Genomic DNA, 17,514 nt, shown 5'->3' with positions numbered 1-17,514 from the left:
TCGAGGTGGACCGTGATCGCCAGGCTTGTGCACTGTGGACACGAGCACGCGGAAGCCGATGGAAGCGAAGCAGAAGCCGTCCTTTCTAGCCTCTCCCGCACCACGGGAATTCGCGAGGGCTTGGCCGGGACGCCGCGGGCTTCCGTGCTCGGTGGCGAGCACCGCACGACGCACGAAGGAGCGGCCCTTGCGGACCGACACACTGGGTGGGCGCCCCACGGCCTTGACGGCCGCGGACAGCGGATTGCTGGAAGCCACTGTTCTCGGTCCCGTCGGCGCGCGGGTCCGGGGGACGTCGATACCGGTCAAGGGGCGGCTCGGGCGAACGGTGCTCGCCGCGCTGGCACTCGCCTGCCGCCGGCCGGTGTCGGTGGAACGGCTGATCGACGCCCTGTGGGGTGAGCAGCCGCCCGCCACCGCACGGACCCAGGTGCACATCCAGGTGTCCAAGCTCCGCGCCTCGCTCGACCGGGCGGGCGCGGCCGGGGCCGTGGTGACCGTGTCGGACGGGTACCTGCTGGACTGCGTCGTCGACGTCGACGAGGTGCGGCGGCTGCTGGTCACGGCGGGGACAGCCGGGGACCCCGCGGACGCGGCCGGCGTGCTGCGGTCCGCGCTCGACCGGTGGACCGGGACGCCGCTGGGCGGGGTGAGCGCGCACCTGGCCCGTGTGGAGCTGCCCCGGCTGGACGAGCTGCGGATGTGCCTGGTCGAGGAGTGGATCGACGCGGAGATCGCGTGCGGGCGGGCCGCGCGGCTGCTGCCCGAGCTGGCCGCGCTGGTGCAGGCCCACCCCCTGCGCGAGGGCCTGCACCGCCGGCGGATGCTGGCGCTGCACCGCGCCGGGCGGCGGGCCGACGCGCTGGCGGCGTTCCAGGAGGCCCGGCGCGTGCTGCGCGACGAGCTGGGGATGGATCCGCCCCGGGAACTGCTCGCACTGGAGGCGGAGATCCTCTCCGTCGAGACGCTTCCGGCCGCGACCGTGGTGCCCGCCCAGCTGCCGCCGCGGACCTCCGGGTTCGCCGGGCGCGACGCGGAGTCGGCCGCCGTCAGGGCCGCGGTGACCCGCCGGACCGACGCGCCCCCGCTGGTGCTGGTCACCGGGATGCCCGGGATCGGCAAGACGGCGCTGGCCGTGCACGCGGGCGCGGCGTCGGTGCACGCCCACCCCGACGGACAGCTCTACGCCGACCTGCGGGGCGCCGACGCCCGGCCGGCCGCACCGCACGAGGTCCTCGCCGGTTTCCTGCGTGCGCTGGGGGTGCCGGCGCGGTCGATGCCGGCCACCGCCGAGGAGCGCACGGCCGAGTTCCGCAGTCGCACGGCGGGCAAGCGGGTGCTCGTGGTGCTCGACAACGCCGCCAGCGCCCGCCAGATCGAGCCGCTCCTGGCCGCCGATCCGGGCTGCGCCACGATCGTGACCAGCCGGTCCGTGCTGCCCGAGGTCGAGTCGGCGGTCCGGGTGCCGCTCGCGCCGCTGCCCGACCAGGTGGCCGAGACCGTGCTGGCGAACGTGGCGGGCGCGGCCCGGCTGGACGAGGGCGACGGAACGGTCGCGACGGTGCTCGAGGCGTGCGGGGGTGTGCCGCTCGCGTTGCGGATCGCCGGGGCGCAGCTCGCCGCGTACCCGAAGCTCAGCGTGGCGGAGCTGGCCGCGCGGCTGTCCGACGAGTCGAGGCGGATGCGGGAGCTGGTGGTCGGGCAGCGCAGCGTCCGGGACAGTCTCGACACCAGCTTCCGGTTGCTGGACCGGGACGCACGGGCCGCGATGCTGGCGCTGGCGGCGATCGGGGCGCCGACGTTCACCGGCTGGCCGCTCGCGCCCGTGCTCGACGTGCCGCTGTCCCGCACCGGCGAGGTGCTGGCCCACCTGTGCGCGATGAACCTGCTCGACCAGGCCGGGCCGGGGCGCGACGGGGTGCCTCGCTACCGCATGCACGACCTCGTGCGGGCCTACTGCCGCACGGTCGGCCCGTCGCTCGACGCGGGCGTTCTGGACCGGCTGACCGGGTGGGCGGTCGCGCTGACCAGGCATGCCCACGAGGCCATCCTGGGCGCGCCGGCCGGGTACACGGTGCTCGCCGAGACCGCCGCGCCGCTCGACCGGGACGTGGCCGGGCGCGTGGTGCAGGAGCCGCTGCCGTGGCTGGGCGCGGACGTCGACGTCCTGCTCGCCGTGTTCGGCCTGGCCGTGCGCGGCGGCCGGCCCCGTCCCGCGGCGGCGCTGCTGCTGGTGCTGCGTGCGCCGCTCGTGCGGCTCGACCTGTTCGACCACGGCGCCCGGGCGGCCGCGCGGCTGGCGAACATCGCCGGCGCGGACCCGGTGGTGCGGGTGACCGCGGCGCTGGTCAAGGCGACGGCGCGGATGCACCGCAGCCGCTACGCCGACGTGGTCGCCCTCTTGACCGAGGTGCCGGTGCGGGAGGTCGACCACGCGCTGCGGGCGGAGGTGCTGACCAAGCTGGGCGACGCGTACGAGCGGTGTCGCGATTGGCACCGCGCGATCACCGCGATGCGCGAGGCGGTCGTGTGCTTCCGGAAGTCGGGCAACCTGGCGGGAATGTCGGGCTGTCACGCCACGCTGGCCGCCCTGTACCGGGACCACCTCGGCGACCTCGGCGCGGCGCGGGCACACGGCATGAAGGCCCTGCGGCTGGCCGATGCCGCCGGCGACTGGAAGGGACGCGCGCAGGTGCGGCTGGTGGTCCTGCGCACCGCCCTGGCCTGCGGCGATCCGGCGGCCGCGGTCGGCCTCGCCGAACAGGCCCGCTGCCTGGCGGAGCAGAACGGCGACCTGATCGGCCAGACCTGGTGCCTCACCGCCGAAGCCGACGCCCGCCGCGCGAAGGGCGACCTGTCCGCCGCCCGGAGATCCGCGGACCGCGCGCTGGGCCTGGCCCGCCGGTCCCGGCGCCCGGACGCCGAGTCCGCCGCGCTGCTCGCCCTGGCCTCGATCGAGCTGGCCGCCGGCGAGCCGGCCGCCGCCCGCCGCGCCGCCCAGGCGTCCCTGCTCCTGCAGGACCGGTTCGACAGCCCGGTCGAACGAGCCGGGGTGGAGAAGGTACTGGCGGAGATCGAGGATCAGCTGCCTTCGGGCGCGGGGCGGTGAGGGACCGCGCCGGCCACGCGGGCGATGTCGATGTAGCCGAGCTGGCGGGAATCCTCGCTGTGGCCGGTGTTGTCGCCGGCCACCACCACCCGGCCGGCCGGGACGACCGGGTGGTCCGCCGCCAGCCAGGCGGGGACCGGGTCGCCGGCGACCGCGGCGATCCGTTTGATGCGCCACGCGACATCGGCGGTCTCGGATCGGGGGCGGAAGACGATCACGTCGCCGACGCGGTAGTGCCGTCGCCGGGTCGCGACGACCCGCTCGCCGTCGTGGAAGGTCGGGGACATGCTGTGGCCCCAGACGCGGGCCACCACGTAACGGCGGCGCAGCACGACCAGCAGCACCAGCGCCACCACCACAACAGCAACGAGCCAGGCCATCACGCCTCCGCCATCGCGTATCCCTTGGCCTGCAACGAGAACAGCCGGGCGTACTCGCCGCCCGCGGTGAGCAGCTCGTCGTGGGTGCCCTGTTCGATCACCCGGCCGCCGCCGAGCACGACTATCCGGTCCGCGCCGCGCAGGGCGGACAGGCGGTGGGAGATCAGCACGCTCGTCCGGCCGGCCCGGTGGGCGCGCAGTGCCTCGTGGGTCCGGGTTTCGGCGTCGGCGTCCATGCCGGAGCTGGGTTCGTCGAGGATGAGCAGGTCGGCTTCGGCGCGCATGAGTGACCGGGCGAGCGCCACCCGCTGCCACTGGCCGCCGGACAGGGCGGCCCCGGCCTTGTCGTCGACGTCCAGGAACGCCCGGGACAGCAGGGTTTCGTAGCCGCGGGGCAAAGCGGACAGCGCCGGGTCGATCTCGGCCAGGCGGGCCGCCGCGCGAACGCGGTCGAGATCGCCGAGGCGGGAAACGTCGCCGATGCCGATGTTGTCCGCCGCGGTCAGGTCGTAGCTGGTGAAGTCCTGGAACGTGGCGCCGACGCGGGCCCGCAGCTCCGCTGTGTCACAGGAGCGGATGTCCACGCCGTCCCACAGGATCCGGCCGCGGTCCGGGTCGTAGAAGCGGCACAGCAGCTTCACGAGCGTCGACTTGCCCGCGCCGTTCACGCCCACCAGCCCGACCGCCGCGCCACAGGGGATCACCAGGTCGACCCCGCGCAGCACCCACGGGCCGGTGGGGTCGTAGCGGAACCAGACGTCACGCAGTTCGATGCCGGTCTTCAGTGCGGGCACGGCGTTCGTCCCGGAGGGCAGGTCGGGCGCGGTCGTCACCACGTCGAGGTAGTGCCTGAACAACCCGAGCGACCCGCCGGCTCGGCCGAGCTGGCCCAGCAGCGCGCCCACCGGAGACTGGATGCCGGCCACCGCGGCGGTGAAGAGGGTGACGTCGCCGATGGACAACGACCCCCGGGCGGCGCCGGTCGCGGCGACCACGAGGGCGACGCCGGCCACCACCGCCGACACGATCGCGGCGGTGATCCCGGCGAGCGCGATCCGGCGCTGCATCGCGCACTCGCCGGCCGTGGCCGTGCGGACCGCGGCGACCATGCGTGACCGGAACAGATCCGCGAGGCCGAAGAGCCGGATCTCCTTGGCCGCCCGGACGTCCGAGCACAGCGAGCGGAACAGGAACCGCTCGCGGTGGGTGGCCATCATCGCTTCGGCCTCCCGCGCGCGCAGGCGGGACAGGGTCAGCTGGGAGATCGCCGCCGCCGCCAGTGACGCGGCGAGCAGGCCGGCCATCGGCGGCCACACGAGCAGGACCGCGCCGCCGAACCCGAGCACGGCGACCAGGGTGCGCACCGACTCGACGGTCAGCGCCAGCACCGCGGGCGCCGCCTCCTGCGCGCCCTGCTCGGCCAGCCGCACCTGGTCCAGGAACGCCGGGTCCTCGAGCCGGCGCAGCCCCGGCAGCGCGCCGACCGCGCCGACCAGGCGGTCCTCCGCCTCGATCGCGGACTTGGCCCGCACGATCGCGGTGCAGTACGAGGCGACCGCGGTGATCGCGGTCGCTACGGCGAGGCCGGTCGCCGAGCCGATGGCCAGCAGCACGATCACGCCAGTGTCCCGGCCGCCGGCCAGCTCGTCGAACAGCAGCTTCCCCAGCCAGGCCGACGCCGCCGGCACGGCCGAGGCGAGCACCGCCAGCGCGATCGCGCCGCCGGTGGCCACCCGCGACGCGCGCCAGGCGACGCCGAACGCGGGGCCCGCCGCACGGAACAGGTCCATCAGACGTGCTGCCGACGCACGGCGTCGAGGTCGTGGCCGGCGGCGGCGATCCGCCGGTCCCGCACGCGGATCAGGGTCGGGGTCACATCGCCCGCGTTGAACGCGGCCGACACCGGGCTGCGGTCGCCGACGAAGGCGACGCGCACCGCGGGGCCCAGACCGGCCGCGTACTCGACGGCCTTGTCCCGGTCGCCGCCGTCGAGCACGAACGCGACGGTCGGCTCGGTGAGCTGGCCGGCGAGGCGCTGGCACGGCCCGCACGTCGGCGACAGGAACGCGACGAGCGCATCGTCCAGCTCTCGATCGGTGACGGTCGTGCCGTCGGCGTCGGTCACCTCGAACGACCCGATTTCGGTGCCCACCGCCGGCAGCGCGGGCGTCACCGACCGCCGCTGCTCGTTCAGCAGCCTGATGATCGCCGAGGACAACAGGAGGTTGAGCACCGTCAGCACGGCCAGCACCACGACCACGGCTACCAGGAACGACATGAGAACCTCTTTCTGTGTTTCGCTCAGCGGCCGGCGGCGTCCGGCCCGCGGACCAGGCCGGCCAGGCTGTCCCAGGTGATCGCGACGACCGCGGCGAACGTGCCGACGAGCCCGGCGGCCGCGACGGTGTCGAGGCCGAGCGCAGGTCCCGGCGGGACGGCGAGTGCGGTGGCGGCCCAGGCGGCGAGCAGCGCGTTGCGGACGAGGTGGGCAGGGCCGAGCACCGCCCCGGAGCGGCCGAAGCAGCGGCAGGTGACGCGGCGGCCCAGCCGCATCGAACGGGCGATCGCGGCGCAGAACACGACCAGCACCGCCGTCGCCAGCCCGAGCCCGAGCCGATAGGTGGCGGGGAACGCGACGAGCGCGGCAGCGGCCAGCTCGACGACGGCGGTCGCGGCGGCGATCGGCAGCCAGCCCACCGGCGACCGGCCGAGCGGCGCCAGCGACGCGGCGAACTCCGCCAGCCGCACCCGCCCGGCGAGCTTGCCGACGGCCGCGACCGCGAACACCAGGCCGATCAGGACCCGGGTGGCGAGCACGAACTGGGCGCCGATCATCGGTGAACCCCCTTTGTACGGCACCGCCTTTCCCGCCACGAGGACCGCGGCGGGAAAGGCGTGGGCGCCGCGGTTACTTGCAGTTGCCGTAGCAGTCGTAGTGCAGCGTCTTGCAGACCTGGCCGTGCTCGGGGATGCAGGCGCCGGCCTTCACCTCGCCCAGGAACAGCCCCAGCAACCGGTCACCCAGCGTGTTGATCAGGCGAGCCATGATCACTCCTCTCACTAGCGGGATTCGACGGGGAGATCGTGACTCAGCCTCGCTATCCGTTCGCTATCGAGGAGAACGCGGCCGCGATGCGGTCTGGCGCCGGGAATCGACGGCAGGTCACCCGGAGGCGCGTTGGGGGAGATGGCGGCGAAGTTCCCGCCTGCGCGTCGTGGTCGGCGAGAAGGTGCAGATCACCCTCGAGATCGAGGCCGTGCCACGCCAGGCGTGACCCGCCCGGCGCGCGTGGAGAGCCCCTCCACAGCCCGTCAGGCAGCGGCTCGGCGAGCCGCGGCTTTCCCCTTGACCGCGGCCTCTTCGAGGGCCTTCGCCCGGGACGCTTCAGCCTTCGGGACCAGCCCGGCCATGGCCGGGTGGAGGTGGGCCCGGGTGAGTTCGGGGACGATGAAGTCGACCTCCATCCCCATCGTGCCGCCGAGGACGGCCGTCAGGTAGTTCCGGACGTAGTCGGTGCCCTCGCGTGGTGTGCCGGGTTCGTAGGAGCCGCCGCGGCTGGCGACGACGTGGACCGGGGTGCCGGCGACCGAGGACCCGGGGCCCGCGCTCCGTCCCGCGATGACCACGTGGTCCAGCCACGCCTTCAGGGTGGACGGGATGGTGAGGTTGTACATCGGGGCGGCGATGAGGACGACGTCCGCGTTTTCCAGCTCTTCCAGCAGCTCGACGCGCCGGGAGAAGGCGGCGGCCTGCTCGGGGGTGTGGGTGGCCGGATCGGCGAACCCGGCCTCGGCGCCGGCGGTGCCGAGGTGGGGGACCGGCTCGGCGGCGAGGTCGCGGTAGATGACGGTGCCGTCCGGGTGTTGTTCTTCCCACGCCTTGCGGAAGGCGGCGGTGACCGGACGTGAGGCAGAGACGGACTTCGGCCGGACGGACGTGTCCAGGTGCAGCAGCGTGGCCATGATTTGCTCCGGATTTCTCGAAGGGAAAAGGGATGCGGTCAGCCCGCGACGAAGGTGACCGTGTCGCCGAGCGGCGCGCGGCCCGTGCGGCCGTGGGCCGCCGACGGTTCCTCGAACCCGATCGACATGCCGCAGAAGAGGAGGAGTTCCTCCGGTGGGGCCACGATCTCCGCGACGGTCTCGTGGAATTTCGCCCACGCCATCTGCGGGCAGCTGTGCAGTCCTTCGGCACGCAGCAGCAGCATGACGTTCTGCAGGTACATCCCGGCGTCGGACCACTGGGGCCGGCACAGGTCGCGGTCGAGGTAGCAGAACAGCGCCGCCGGGGCGCCGAAACAGTCCCAGTTCGCGGAAGCGGCGCGTTGGCGGGCTTCCAGGTCCTCCCGCGGGATGCCGAGAGAGCCGTATCGTTGCTCGCCGAAAGCCGACCGGCGCTCGCGATACGGGGATTTCAGGGTGGCCGGATACATCTCGTATTCCGGCGCGTCCCAGGGGTCGCCGGCGGCCAGGCGCTCCCCGGCACGCTTCTTGAGTTCGGCCAGCGGCGCGCCGGTCAGGACATAGATCCGCCAAGGCTGAAGGTTCGAGCCGGACGGCGCCCAAGCCGCGGCGGACAGGACCCGCCGCAGCGTCTCCTCCGGCACGGGCCGGTCGGTGAATCCGCGCACCGCCCGTCGGCTCTCGACCGCCTCGTAGACGTCCATCGTCCGTCACCCACCTGTTCGTGACGCAGCCGGTTAGTTACGACCGTGACGGTATCATTCGATACTTTCTTGGTCGATACGAATGCCGCGGATGGTGATGGACGCGACTTCTCTCGCAGCTGACCGGCCGGAAGAGCGGAGTCAAGCGCCTTCAGGATGGGCGAACCGGGTCAGCAGATCCGCCAGCCGCTCGGGCTCGCCCGGCTCCAGCTCGGCGACCAGGCGCTCGGCCAGTGGCTCCGCCGCCACGTGCGCGGCATCGAACAGCTCCAGGCCCTCGGGCGTGATCTCCACGGCTCGCGCCCGCCGGTCCCCCGGGACGGCCTTGCGTACCGCCAGCCCCTTGCGCTCCAGGTCGTCGACGACGCGCATGATCCCCGCCTTGTCGGACCCGGTCGCGGCCCCGAGGTCTCGCTGCAGGGTGGCCCCGCGGTCGGCCAGCACGATCAGCACCGCGAAGTGCCGCAGTTCGATGCCGAGCGGCCGCAGCGCCTCCGTCATCACGGCGGCGGCACGCCAGTGCGCCCGCCGCAGCAACAGTCCAAGCGCGAACGGCGAACCGTCCCCAGGGCGGTCGGTCGCCCGACGAGGAGAGTCAGCGGTCATGGGAGCACGCTACCAACAACGAATCACACGCTACGGTATCGATCGATACCACCATCAGCTCCGGAGGATCGTCGTCGCGCTTGAACGAGGTCCGGCCCGCTGCCACAGCGCCAGGAGGTCGGCGTGCTCGGCGTCGGTGTGGAGGTGGAAGTCGATCAGCCGGCGCAGCGCCGCCGCTTCGCGGTCCTCTTCGGACAGATCGCGGTGGGCCAGTTCGGCGGCGTGGAGGCGGACGAGGTCGTGCATCCGGTAGCGACGGGGGTGGTGCTCCTGTGCGAGGCACGCGGTTTCCGGCGCCTGCAGCAACGGGCGCACGCGGGCGGCCGGGAGCGCCGTGGGGGCCGGCGACCACCGCGGTACAGGGCGAGCATGAGCTGCGCGGCGGCCCGCTCGGTCGACGCTCGTGGCTCGGTAAGCCGACTGGCAGCCACACGTGCACTAGCGCGGTCGCGGCGCGGGGAGACCGGCTGCGGCCAGGGCCTCCCAGAGGGGCTTCGCGTCGTACCGGCGGGAGCCCAGTCCTTCGACGAACTGGCAGCCGAAACTGGCGGCGGTGAGGGTCGTGGTCCGGCCTTGGGTGTCGAGGAAGCGGAGTTCGTAGCTCGGTCCGAGTTCGAGTGTGCAGGCGATGTCCGGCGGCGGGGTCGGCAGGGAGCACGCGGCGGCGGCGATCTTCTTGATCGCGGCCGCGTCCGTGGTGCGGGTTTCGGCCGGCTGGTCCCCGGTCGGGATGCGGCCGGGGATGCTGGGAAGAGCCGGCTGGAGGGGGCGGTCGACGAGCTCCCGGGGTTCGTAGCCGGGGGAGCACAGCGCCGATGCGTCTCCGGACCCCGGTTCGGCGCGGCCGCACGCCGTGGCGGCGACGAGGAGGAGCAGGATGCCTGACACGGCGGGCAGTCTTCGCATGGGCACCCCTTCTGGATCCGGTGCTCTCCGGACGGAAGTGCCCGCCCGTCCGGTTGCATTTGACGCCGAGCGGTACGACGTCAGCGCTCGCCGTATCGCGGGGTGGCGGTGCGCACTTCGAGGGCGAGAGGGGCCTTCACCGTGCCAGGGGGCCGGCCGGCGACCGCGAGAAAAACGCTTGCTCGACGTCCACGTTGCGACCCTGCGCACGAAACTCGGCAGGCCGGAGTGATCAGATCGGTTCGCGATGGTCGCTGTCGAGAGGAGGTTTCGGCTGTGCAGAACGGGTCGCTTCTCCGTGCCCTTGACGGACTTCACCAAGTGACGGGCAGGCTCGCGACCCCACGCATCAATCCATCGCGGCGCCACTCGATGTCCTCCGCCGAGATCGCGAGGCGCAGGCCAGGCAGACGGTGGACCAGCCTCGAGAGCAGGACGCGCAGTTCCAGCCGCGCCAGCGGCGCACCGACACAGTGGTGCACACCGAAGCCGAACGCGACGTGGTGGTTGACCTTGCGGCCGAAGTCCAGGTCCCCGGCCGACGCGAACACCGATTCGTCGCGGTTGGCCGAGTCCAGCTGGACCAGGACCGCGTCGCCGGCCCGGATGGCCTGGCCGCCGATCTCGAGGTCCTCCTTGGCGATCCGCGCGAGATCCGCGACCGTCGCCAGCGGCACGAACCGCAGCAGCTCCTCCACCGCCGACGGGATCAGCTCGGGACGGGCGACGAGCGTCGTCCACCGTTCGCGGTCGGACAGCAGCTCCACCAGGAAGCTGCCGGTCAGGTTCGCCGTGGTCTCGTGGCCGCCGGCCAGCAGTGCCACGCCGAGCATGAGCAGTTCGTTGTCCGTCAGGCGGTCTCCCTCGTCGCGGGCCGCGACGAGCGCGGTCAGCAGGTCGTCGGTGGGCGCCGCCCGGCGCTGCGCGATCAGCGTGTTCAGTGCACCCGCCAGCCTTCCGCGTGCCTCTGTGACGTCCGCGGGTGTCGCGGTTCCGCCCGAGGCGACCAGCGTTTCGGTGCACTCGCGCACCATCCGGCGCTCGCCTGGCGGCACGCCGAGCAGCTCGCTGATCACCTGCACGGGCAGCTCCCACGCCACCGCTGAGGCGAAGTCGGCGGGCGGGCTGATGCCGTCGAGGAGCGTGTCGACGATTTCCCGGATCCGGGGCTGGAGCAACTCCACCCGGCGGACGGTGAACGCCTTGGCCACCAGCGCCCGGATCCGGTTGTGCTCCGGCGGGTCCATGGCCAGCAGGTTGCCCGCCGGTTCGAAGCCGGGACGCCCGCGCGGGACGTCTTTCCCGGCCGCGGCGGCGCGGGAGAACCGTGGGTCCGACAGCACGAACCGCGTCTGCTCGTAGCGCGTCACCAGCCAGGCGTCGCCGCCGTAGGGCATCGTGACGCGTACCGGCCCTTCGGACTTCCGCAGCTCGGCGAACCGCGGGTGGAGCTGCAGCGCCACGGCGTCTGCGAAGGGGTAGGGAACAGGCTGGACCTCCATCGCCTCATCGTGCGACACGCGTGCGCCGTGGCGTACCGCTCAACGGTCGTCAGGCGTGGACGTCCACGGTGACCGAGCCGACGTCGTGGCGAACTCCAAGCAAGCGGTCCCAACGCCGGGTCCGGTTTTCGGACGCTCGCCAAGACGCGAGACGGACGACGACGTTCGGCGGCCTGGCAGATGCAGGCGCTCGTCAGCTTATGTTGACGACCTGGTGGCGTCAGCTTATGCTGACGACATGGATACGCGAATGCAGATCGCCGAGAGTGCGGCGAGTACCGACCCGGAAGTGGGATTGCGGGCGGTGGCGGCGCTGCGGGTGCTGACCGAGGAACTGGAGGCGTTGCAGGTGGACCGGGCCCGGCGGGCGGGGTGGTCGTGGCAGGACATCGCCGCCCGGCTGGGGGTCACCAAGCAGACCGTGCACCGCAAGCACGGGCGCAGAACCGGGGGCCGGGCATGAGGAATCCGCAGTTCGACGACGATGTCCGGGCGTTGGTGCGGACCGCCCAGGAGCGCGCGCGGGCGCTGGGGCATCCGGGGATCGGGTGCGAGCACCTGCTCTACGCGATCGCGCACTCGCCCACGCCGCTGGGCGAGGTGGCCCGGGAGCACGGCGTGACGCCCGAACGCGTCGCCGCGCAGACCGACCGGTTGCTGAACGGGCCGCGCAGTGTGTTCGACGGCCTGGACGCCGACGCGCTCGCCACGATCGGGATCGACCTGCAGGCGGTACGGGAGGCCGTCGAGGCCACCTTCGGTCCCGCGCCGGTGCCGCGGCCGCGGCACCGGCGCCGGCATCGGGTGCGGTTGCCGGGACACCTGCCGGTCACCGGCCGGGCGAGGTCGTGCCTGGACACCGCCGTGAAGGACGCGGAGCAGGGTGGGACGCGCGTTGCGGAGCACCACATCGGTGCCGCGGTGGTCACCGCGGACGGTGGACTGGTGCCGCCGATCCTGGCCGCTCTCGGTGTTTCGGCGCCGCAGCTGCGGCGCGCGATCCTCGCCCGCGCAGGTCGATGACCAAGCGCCGTCTGCCGCGGGCCGCGCTGGGGGTGGCCCTGGTGCTGTGGGCCGGAAGCTGGCGGATCATCTACCTGGAAGTGACGCGGTGGCACCACATGGATGCGCACCTGCGGTTCACCGGCCCGCCGGTGGTTCCCGGTCGCCCGGCGCCGTCCCCGGGGCTGCCGGTGATCATGGCGGTGGTCGCCGCGGCCGCGGCGCCGCTGGCCGTCTTGGCTACGGCGGTGCTGCTGGCGCGGAGCTCGCGTCCGCGTGGTCGATGAGCTGCAAACTCGCGGTCAGCTGCGGGTCAACGCGGCCGAGACGGCCCAGAGGCGCTCGGCCGCGGCGGGGTCGAGCGCCCACCGCTTGACACCGTGAGGGTGGTCGGCGAGCTGGGCGTCGTCGGGCACGGTGTACGCCTCCTGCCCGTCGTCCAGGTAGTGGCCGCCGGTCCGGGCGAACTGCGGTGCCACGGCGGCGACGACGCTCGTCGCGGCGCCCTGCTCGACGGTCTTGTAGGCGAAGACGCCGGCCGCTTCGGCCGCGGCCAGGGAATCCTTCTGCGCCTGGGTGAAGTTCCGCTGCAGCCCGGTCGCGACGCCGCCGGGGTTCACGGCGTTGGCGAAGATGCCGTCGGGCGCCCAGCGGCGGGTCGCTTCGACCGCGAACAGCGAGTTCGCCGTCTTCGACTGGGCGTACGCGATTTGGGGGTCGTAGCCGCGGTGCCGGAAGTGCAGGTCGTCGAAATCGACGCCGGCGCGCATGTGCGCGGTGGAGCTGACCGAGACGATCCGCGCCTCGCCCCGGTCGGCGGCACCGCGGGCGAGCGCGGCGTGCAGCCCGGTGGCGAGGGCGAAGTGGCCGAGGTGGTTCGTCGCGAACTGCAGTTCCCACCCCCGCGCGGTGTGGGCCGGCCCGCCGGTGACGAGACCGGCGTTGGCGACGAGCAGGTGCAGCGCGCCGTCCCAGCCGTCGGTGAAACGCCGGACGGCCGCCGGGTCGGCGAGGTCGAGCGGGGCGACGCGGGGGCGGTGTGCGGCGCCCGCGTCCGCGATGGCGGTGGCGACGGCCTCGCCGGCGGCGGTGTTCCGGACCGCGAGGGTCACCTCGGCGCCGGCCGCGGCCAGGGCGCGGGCCGTCTCGGCGCCGATGCCGGAGGACGCCCCGGTCACGATCGCCCGCACGCCGGCGAGGTCGACGCCGGCCAGGACCTCGTCCGCGGTCGAGGAGGCGGAGAACGGCGTGGTGATGAGCTGACGTCCGGTCACGGCTCGACTATACAGACTGAACAGAAGTTGTTTAGTAAGTCGGTGATGCGTACGGTAGCGGAATGGCCGAAACGTCGAAGGTCGCGGAGCCGGGCCGCCGGGACGCGGTGCTCGAGTCGGCGCTGCTCACGTTCGCTCGCCATGGCTACCGGAAGACGTCCATGGAGGAGGTCGCGCGCACCGCCCGCATTTCCCGGCCGGGCCTGTACTTCCTCTTCGCCTCCAAGGAAGTGCTGTTCCGGGCCGCGGTCACCCGGGCACTGGATCAGGACCTCGCCGCCGCCGAACGGCTCCTCGCCGACACCGGCCGGCCGTTGCGCGAACGGCTCGTCGACGCGTTCGACCAGTGGGCGGGCCGCTACATCGGCCCGCTGGGCCGGGACATCCCGAGCGTCATCGAGCAGAACCCGGACCTGCTCGGCGAGATCGTCCGGACCGCGCCGAAGCGCTTCGAGGAGCTGGTCACGACCGCGATCGCCGCGGCGTCGGAGCGTGCGTCCGCGCACGACGTCGCACAGACCCTGATCAGCGCGTCAGTGGGGCTGAAGCATCAGGTGGAGACTCGCGAGGCGTATCTCGCGCGCTTCGCCACCGCGGTCGGCCTCCTGGTGGCCTGACATCCGGGCGGCGCAGCCGGTGCCCTGGCAACGCTTGGCCGATACCGGGCGCTAGAGTTGTCCGTCCCGCAGGAACGCCTCGATGAGTTTTCGATCTTGGCCGGTGCGGGCGCCGGTGATTTCCAGCGATCGGCCGTCCTTGCGGATGATCAAGGAACGGTCCTTCGCCCGGTTGACCCAATCGCGCAGGGTGCGGCCCACAATGATCAGCACTGGGGAGGAGCTGAGGGTGACGACGAGGGACAACGTCGCGCCGTCGACCCCTTTCGCGCCTTCTGGCGGAACCTGGCCGGGGCCGAACTCGACCGAATCCACCTCGAGTCCGAGCAGTTCCTCGCGCAGTTGCCGGATTTGTTCGTCGGCGATTGCGGGATCATCCTCGACAACTGTCACCGAAATGTCCGTCACGCTTCGAACGATATCCTACGTGCACCGGGCCGGGCAGGTGCTCGGGTGACGCCCGATGGACGGCGCCTGGCCCTGCTCATCGCCACCAGCGACTATGCCGACCCGGGCCTGAAGCCGCTGCGGGGGCCGCTGCAGGAAGTCGACGAGCTGCGCGAATTGCTGGCGGATCCCGACATCGGTGGCTTCGAGGTGACGGTGGCCGGGAACCGGTCCACCCAGGACCTCCGGGTGGCCATCGGCCGGTTGTTCACCGAGGCCACCAGGCACGATCTGCTGTTGCTGCACATTTCGGGGCACGGCGTCAAAGACACTCGCGGCCGGCTCCACTTCGCCGCGACCGACACCAGGCTCGATCTGTTGAGCGCCACCGGCCTTCCGGCGGAATTCGTCCGCGACGAGGTGGAGCGGAGCGCCGCGCGGCAGGTGGTGTTGTGGCTGGACTGCTGTTTCAGCGGCGCTTTCCCCGCCGGACACGTGCCCAAATCGGGTGGCCGCGTCGACGTGGTGGACCAGCTGGCGGCCAAACCCGGCCGTGGTTGCCTGGTGATGACCGCGTCGACCCACCTCGAGCATGCCTTCGAGACCGGAAGCGAGCATTCTCCGATCGGACCGTCGGTCCCCTCGATCTTCACCGAAGCGATCGTTGCCGGGTTGCGCAGCGGCGACGCGGACCTGGACTCGGACGGCCGGATCGAAGCGGCCGAACTCTACAGCTACGTCTACGACCGCGTCCGCTCCCGGACTCCCCACCAGACGCCGACCCGGAACGACCGGGGCAGCGGCCCCGTCTACCTGGCGCACAGCCGGAAGGGGCTGTCGCTGCCCCACGGGCTGGATCCAGACCTGCGCGCCGCGCTGTTCAGCAAGCACGACACCATCCGCTCCGAGGCTCTGAAGGTCTTGCGCAAGTCCGCGGCGGCCGGTGACGTGACTGCCATCGAAACCCTGCGGAGGCTGGGAAACGACGAGGGCGAACGGGATCTCGAGCCGTCCGCACCGGGGCCGGTCCCATCGGAGCCGGCCCGGCCTGGCCGGGAAGAGGCCTTGTCCGGCGCGCTGGGCGGCCGACGCCCGGCCGAATCGCCTCGTTCGGCCGGTGGTGAAGTGCAAGTCCTGCCGAAGGCTGACACCAGCAAGAAGCCGGCGGCGTTGTCCGGTCTGCCTTCACCTTCAGCGAAACGCGCTCGATGGCGGTTCGGCCGGCGCCGATCAGATCCGTTACGCGATCTGCAGCGAGACCTTGACCGGAGGACAGCGGCCTCGCTGTCGTTTCCCGCTCCCGGCACGCACAGCAGGGCCAAGCGGAGGGTGCGGATCGCTTCCCTGATCGCGTCCGTCATCGGCCTCGTCGCGACCATCGTCGTGAGCTTGTACTTGTCGGCCGAGGACGGCCCTGTCGTGCCCGAGAACGGTTACGAGCTGACGTGGGTGGCCGGCGGCACCCCGGACGGGCAGACCGCCGACGCGACCGTGGACCGGCACGTGCCGGTCACGCTCGCCTCCCCGGCCGTTCGTCCGGAGCTGACCATGAGTTTGCGAGCGCACGGGACTCCGCCGTCCGCCGCGTACCTGCGGGGCACGTTGAGCGTGGACGAGAAAGCGAAGATGTGCGGACCGCTGACCGTGCTCGTCGGGGCCGGCAAGGCTTTCGTCACGCTGCACGTCGGCATGGGTGCCGGTACGAGCGTCACCGTGCCGACGTCTATCGGTTCCCTTACCGCAAGTGACCGAGTCACCTTCACGATCGATCCTTCGGTGGCGACTGCTGAGCCGTGCGGCGCCGTAACCCTGAACTTCGACAATCTGGTCGTGACCGGCTGACGGCGGCCGGCTCGGATGCTCGGCGCCGTCGGCTCACGTGTGATCGCTATGCTCGGTCAAACGGTCAAACGAACAGTCAGGGTGACGTGATGCGGGAGACGGGTGCGGACCGGCGGCAGCGGGTCCTGGCCGTGGTCGAGGCACGGGGTGAGGTACGGGTCACCGATCTCGCCGCCGAGCTGGAGGTCTCGGTGATCACCGCGCGCCGGGACGTCGAGGACCTTGCCCGGGCCGGGCGGCTTCGGCGGGGTCACGGCGTCGCGCGGTCGCTGGTTCCGGTGCGGCAGGCGCCGGTGCCGGGGGAGCGGGACACCGGGGTCGTCGCGCTCGTCGTGCCCGAGCGGCACGCCTACCTCAACGAGGTCGTGCACGGCGCCCGCGCCGCGCTGGAGGAGGCCGGCACGCGGATCGTGCTGCACCCGGCGCCGCAGGTCGCGGGGGCGGACCGGCCGATCGTGGAGCGCGCGCTCGCCGGGGACGACGTCCGGGGGCTGCTGATCGCGCCGCGCTGGCGCACCGTCGATGCCGAAGCCGCGGACGACGGCTGGCTGGCCGGCGTCGACGTGCCCGTGGTCCTGCTGGAACGCCGTCCCCGCCGGGGAAGTGCCCTGCACGCGCGGGATTCCGTGTGTACCGATCACTGGTTCGGCATGCACCTCGCGGTGACGCACCTGGTGGCGCTCGGGCACCGGCGGCTGGTGCTGGCCGCGCGCGACGACAGCCCGACGGCGCGGGCGTTGCGCGCCGCGTTCGCCGAGATCTGCGCCGCGCGGCCGGAGGTCGAGGACGCGACCACGGTCCTCAGCGCGCCGGACGCGGGCGCCGACCCAGCCGCCGCCGAAGGGCCGTCGCTCGCCGGCGTCGTGCGCGAGCGCGGGGCTTCCGGCGTGGTCATGCACGGTGACGTCGACGCCCTGATGCTGGTGCGGCAGCTGGCCGAGGCCGGGATCGCGGTGCCGCGGGACTGTTCGGTCGTGGCCTACGACGACGTCGTCGCCGCGCTGGGGAGCCCGCCGCTGACCGCGGTCGCGCCGGCCAAGGCCGAGGTGGGCCGGCTCGCCGCCGGGCTGCTGCTCGAACGTCTCGGCGCCGAAGCCGGGCCGGCACGTCAGATCGCAGTGCTGCCCGAGCTGAAGGTCCGCGGTTCAACCCGATCGTTTGACCGAGTTGAACGGAAATATTGACCGAAAAACGTTCAGGTGATCAGACTGTGGGCGTCCCC

Annotated in this window: 20 protein-coding genes; 7 read left to right on the top strand and 13 right to left on the bottom strand. The window is 72.7% G+C overall.

Going from position 1 to position 17,514, the window contains the following annotated elements:
• Positions 1 to 187: 187 nt before the first annotated feature.
• Complete coding sequence (locus tag QRX60_RS43345; protein WP_285997285.1) at positions 188 to 3,109, top strand: AfsR/SARP family transcriptional regulator; 2,922 nt, start codon at positions 188 to 190, stop codon at positions 3,107 to 3,109.
• Here the strand turns inward: QRX60_RS43345 and QRX60_RS43340 are convergent.
• The 11 genes from QRX60_RS43340 to QRX60_RS43290 form a co-directional block, all read right to left on the bottom strand.
• Positions 3,082 to 3,489: a S26 family signal peptidase gene (locus tag QRX60_RS43340; RefSeq protein WP_285997284.1), complete on the bottom strand. Its 408-nt coding sequence runs from the start codon at positions 3,487 to 3,489 to the stop codon at positions 3,082 to 3,084. The two genes, QRX60_RS43345 and QRX60_RS43340, sit on opposite strands and share 28 nt — an antisense overlap.
• Positions 3,489 to 5,279, bottom strand: coding sequence for an ABC transporter ATP-binding protein (locus tag QRX60_RS43335; RefSeq protein WP_285997283.1), 1,791 nt, complete (start codon positions 5,277 to 5,279; stop codon positions 3,489 to 3,491). The genes QRX60_RS43340 and QRX60_RS43335 overlap by 1 nt, the downstream gene beginning before the upstream one ends.
• Positions 5,279 to 5,767: a TlpA family protein disulfide reductase gene (locus tag QRX60_RS43330; protein ID WP_285997282.1), complete on the bottom strand. Its 489-nt coding sequence runs from the start codon at positions 5,765 to 5,767 to the stop codon at positions 5,279 to 5,281. Before QRX60_RS43330 ends, QRX60_RS43335 begins: the two co-directional genes overlap by 1 nt.
• A gap of 23 nt (positions 5,768 to 5,790) precedes the next feature.
• Complete coding sequence (locus tag QRX60_RS43325) at positions 5,791 to 6,324, bottom strand: MauE/DoxX family redox-associated membrane protein (protein WP_285997281.1); 534 nt, start codon at positions 6,322 to 6,324, stop codon at positions 5,791 to 5,793.
• Positions 6,325 to 6,397: 73 nt separating this feature from the next.
• Positions 6,398 to 6,535 (bottom strand): hypothetical protein, encoded by a 138-nt coding sequence (locus QRX60_RS43320; RefSeq protein ID WP_285997280.1) that lies wholly within the window; start codon positions 6,533 to 6,535, stop codon positions 6,398 to 6,400.
• A gap of 266 nt (positions 6,536 to 6,801) precedes the next feature.
• A complete protein-coding gene (locus tag QRX60_RS43315) occupies positions 6,802 to 7,452 on the bottom strand; it encodes an FMN-dependent NADH-azoreductase (protein WP_285997279.1) in 651 nt (216 codons plus the stop codon).
• Between the two features lie 38 nt (positions 7,453 to 7,490).
• Positions 7,491 to 8,156, bottom strand: coding sequence for a nitroreductase (locus QRX60_RS43310; protein WP_285997278.1), 666 nt, complete (start codon positions 8,154 to 8,156; stop codon positions 7,491 to 7,493).
• A gap of 141 nt (positions 8,157 to 8,297) precedes the next feature.
• Entirely contained in the window at positions 8,298 to 8,762 is a 465-nt protein-coding gene (locus QRX60_RS43305; RefSeq protein ID WP_285997277.1) for a MarR family winged helix-turn-helix transcriptional regulator, read from the bottom strand.
• 54 nt (positions 8,763 to 8,816) lie between these two features.
• Positions 8,817 to 9,077 (bottom strand): hypothetical protein, encoded by a 261-nt coding sequence (locus QRX60_RS43300; RefSeq protein ID WP_285997276.1) that lies wholly within the window; start codon positions 9,075 to 9,077, stop codon positions 8,817 to 8,819.
• 123 nt (positions 9,078 to 9,200) lie between these two features.
• Positions 9,201 to 9,668: a hypothetical protein gene (locus QRX60_RS43295; RefSeq protein ID WP_285997275.1), complete on the bottom strand. Its 468-nt coding sequence runs from the start codon at positions 9,666 to 9,668 to the stop codon at positions 9,201 to 9,203.
• Positions 9,669 to 9,982: 314 nt separating this feature from the next.
• Entirely contained in the window at positions 9,983 to 11,170 is a 1,188-nt protein-coding gene (locus QRX60_RS43290) for a cytochrome P450 (protein WP_285997274.1), read from the bottom strand.
• A gap of 238 nt (positions 11,171 to 11,408) precedes the next feature.
• On the opposite strand from QRX60_RS43290, the gene QRX60_RS43285 reads away from it, so the two are divergent.
• Genes QRX60_RS43285 through QRX60_RS43275 form a run of 3 tightly spaced genes read left to right on the top strand, consistent with a single transcriptional unit; the run spans position 11,409 to position 12,459 of the window.
• Complete coding sequence (locus QRX60_RS43285) at positions 11,409 to 11,633, top strand: helix-turn-helix domain-containing protein (RefSeq protein WP_285997273.1); 225 nt, start codon at positions 11,409 to 11,411, stop codon at positions 11,631 to 11,633.
• Positions 11,630 to 12,193, top strand: coding sequence for a Clp protease N-terminal domain-containing protein (locus QRX60_RS43280; RefSeq protein ID WP_285997272.1), 564 nt, complete (start codon positions 11,630 to 11,632; stop codon positions 12,191 to 12,193). Before QRX60_RS43285 ends, QRX60_RS43280 begins: the two co-directional genes overlap by 4 nt.
• Entirely contained in the window at positions 12,190 to 12,459 is a 270-nt protein-coding gene (locus QRX60_RS43275; RefSeq protein ID WP_285997271.1) for a hypothetical protein, read from the top strand. The genes QRX60_RS43280 and QRX60_RS43275 overlap by 4 nt, the downstream gene beginning before the upstream one ends.
• 15 nt (positions 12,460 to 12,474) lie before the next feature.
• Here the strand turns inward: QRX60_RS43275 and QRX60_RS43270 are convergent, their stop codons facing one another.
• Entirely contained in the window at positions 12,475 to 13,446 is a 972-nt protein-coding gene (locus QRX60_RS43270) for an SDR family NAD(P)-dependent oxidoreductase (RefSeq protein ID WP_285997270.1), read from the bottom strand.
• Positions 13,447 to 13,508: 62 nt separating this feature from the next.
• Here QRX60_RS43270 and QRX60_RS43265 point away from each other — a divergent pair, with 62 nt between their 5' ends.
• A complete protein-coding gene (locus QRX60_RS43265; protein ID WP_285997269.1) occupies positions 13,509 to 14,063 on the top strand; it encodes a TetR/AcrR family transcriptional regulator in 555 nt (184 codons plus the stop codon).
• A gap of 51 nt (positions 14,064 to 14,114) precedes the next feature.
• Here QRX60_RS43265 and QRX60_RS43260 read toward each other — a convergent pair whose 3' ends face one another.
• Positions 14,115 to 14,471, bottom strand: a complete 357-nt coding sequence (locus QRX60_RS43260) for a hypothetical protein (RefSeq protein ID WP_285997268.1) — start codon at positions 14,469 to 14,471, stop codon at positions 14,115 to 14,117.
• A gap of 45 nt (positions 14,472 to 14,516) precedes the next feature.
• On the opposite strand from QRX60_RS43260, the gene QRX60_RS43255 reads away from it, so the two are divergent.
• Both QRX60_RS43255 and QRX60_RS43250 read left to right on the top strand, forming a co-directional pair.
• A complete protein-coding gene (locus QRX60_RS43255) occupies positions 14,517 to 16,292 on the top strand; it encodes a caspase family protein (protein WP_285997267.1) in 1,776 nt (591 codons plus the stop codon).
• A gap of 89 nt (positions 16,293 to 16,381) precedes the next feature.
• Positions 16,382 to 17,476, top strand: a complete 1,095-nt coding sequence (locus QRX60_RS43250; protein ID WP_285997266.1) for a substrate-binding domain-containing protein — start codon at positions 16,382 to 16,384, stop codon at positions 17,474 to 17,476.
• Positions 17,477 to 17,514 lie beyond the last annotated feature (38 nt).

This window comes from Amycolatopsis mongoliensis (genome assembly GCF_030285665.1).
Taxonomy (GTDB): domain Bacteria; phylum Actinomycetota; class Actinomycetes; order Mycobacteriales; family Pseudonocardiaceae; genus Amycolatopsis; species Amycolatopsis mongoliensis.
This window is presented reverse-complemented; position numbering and strand designations above follow the sequence as displayed.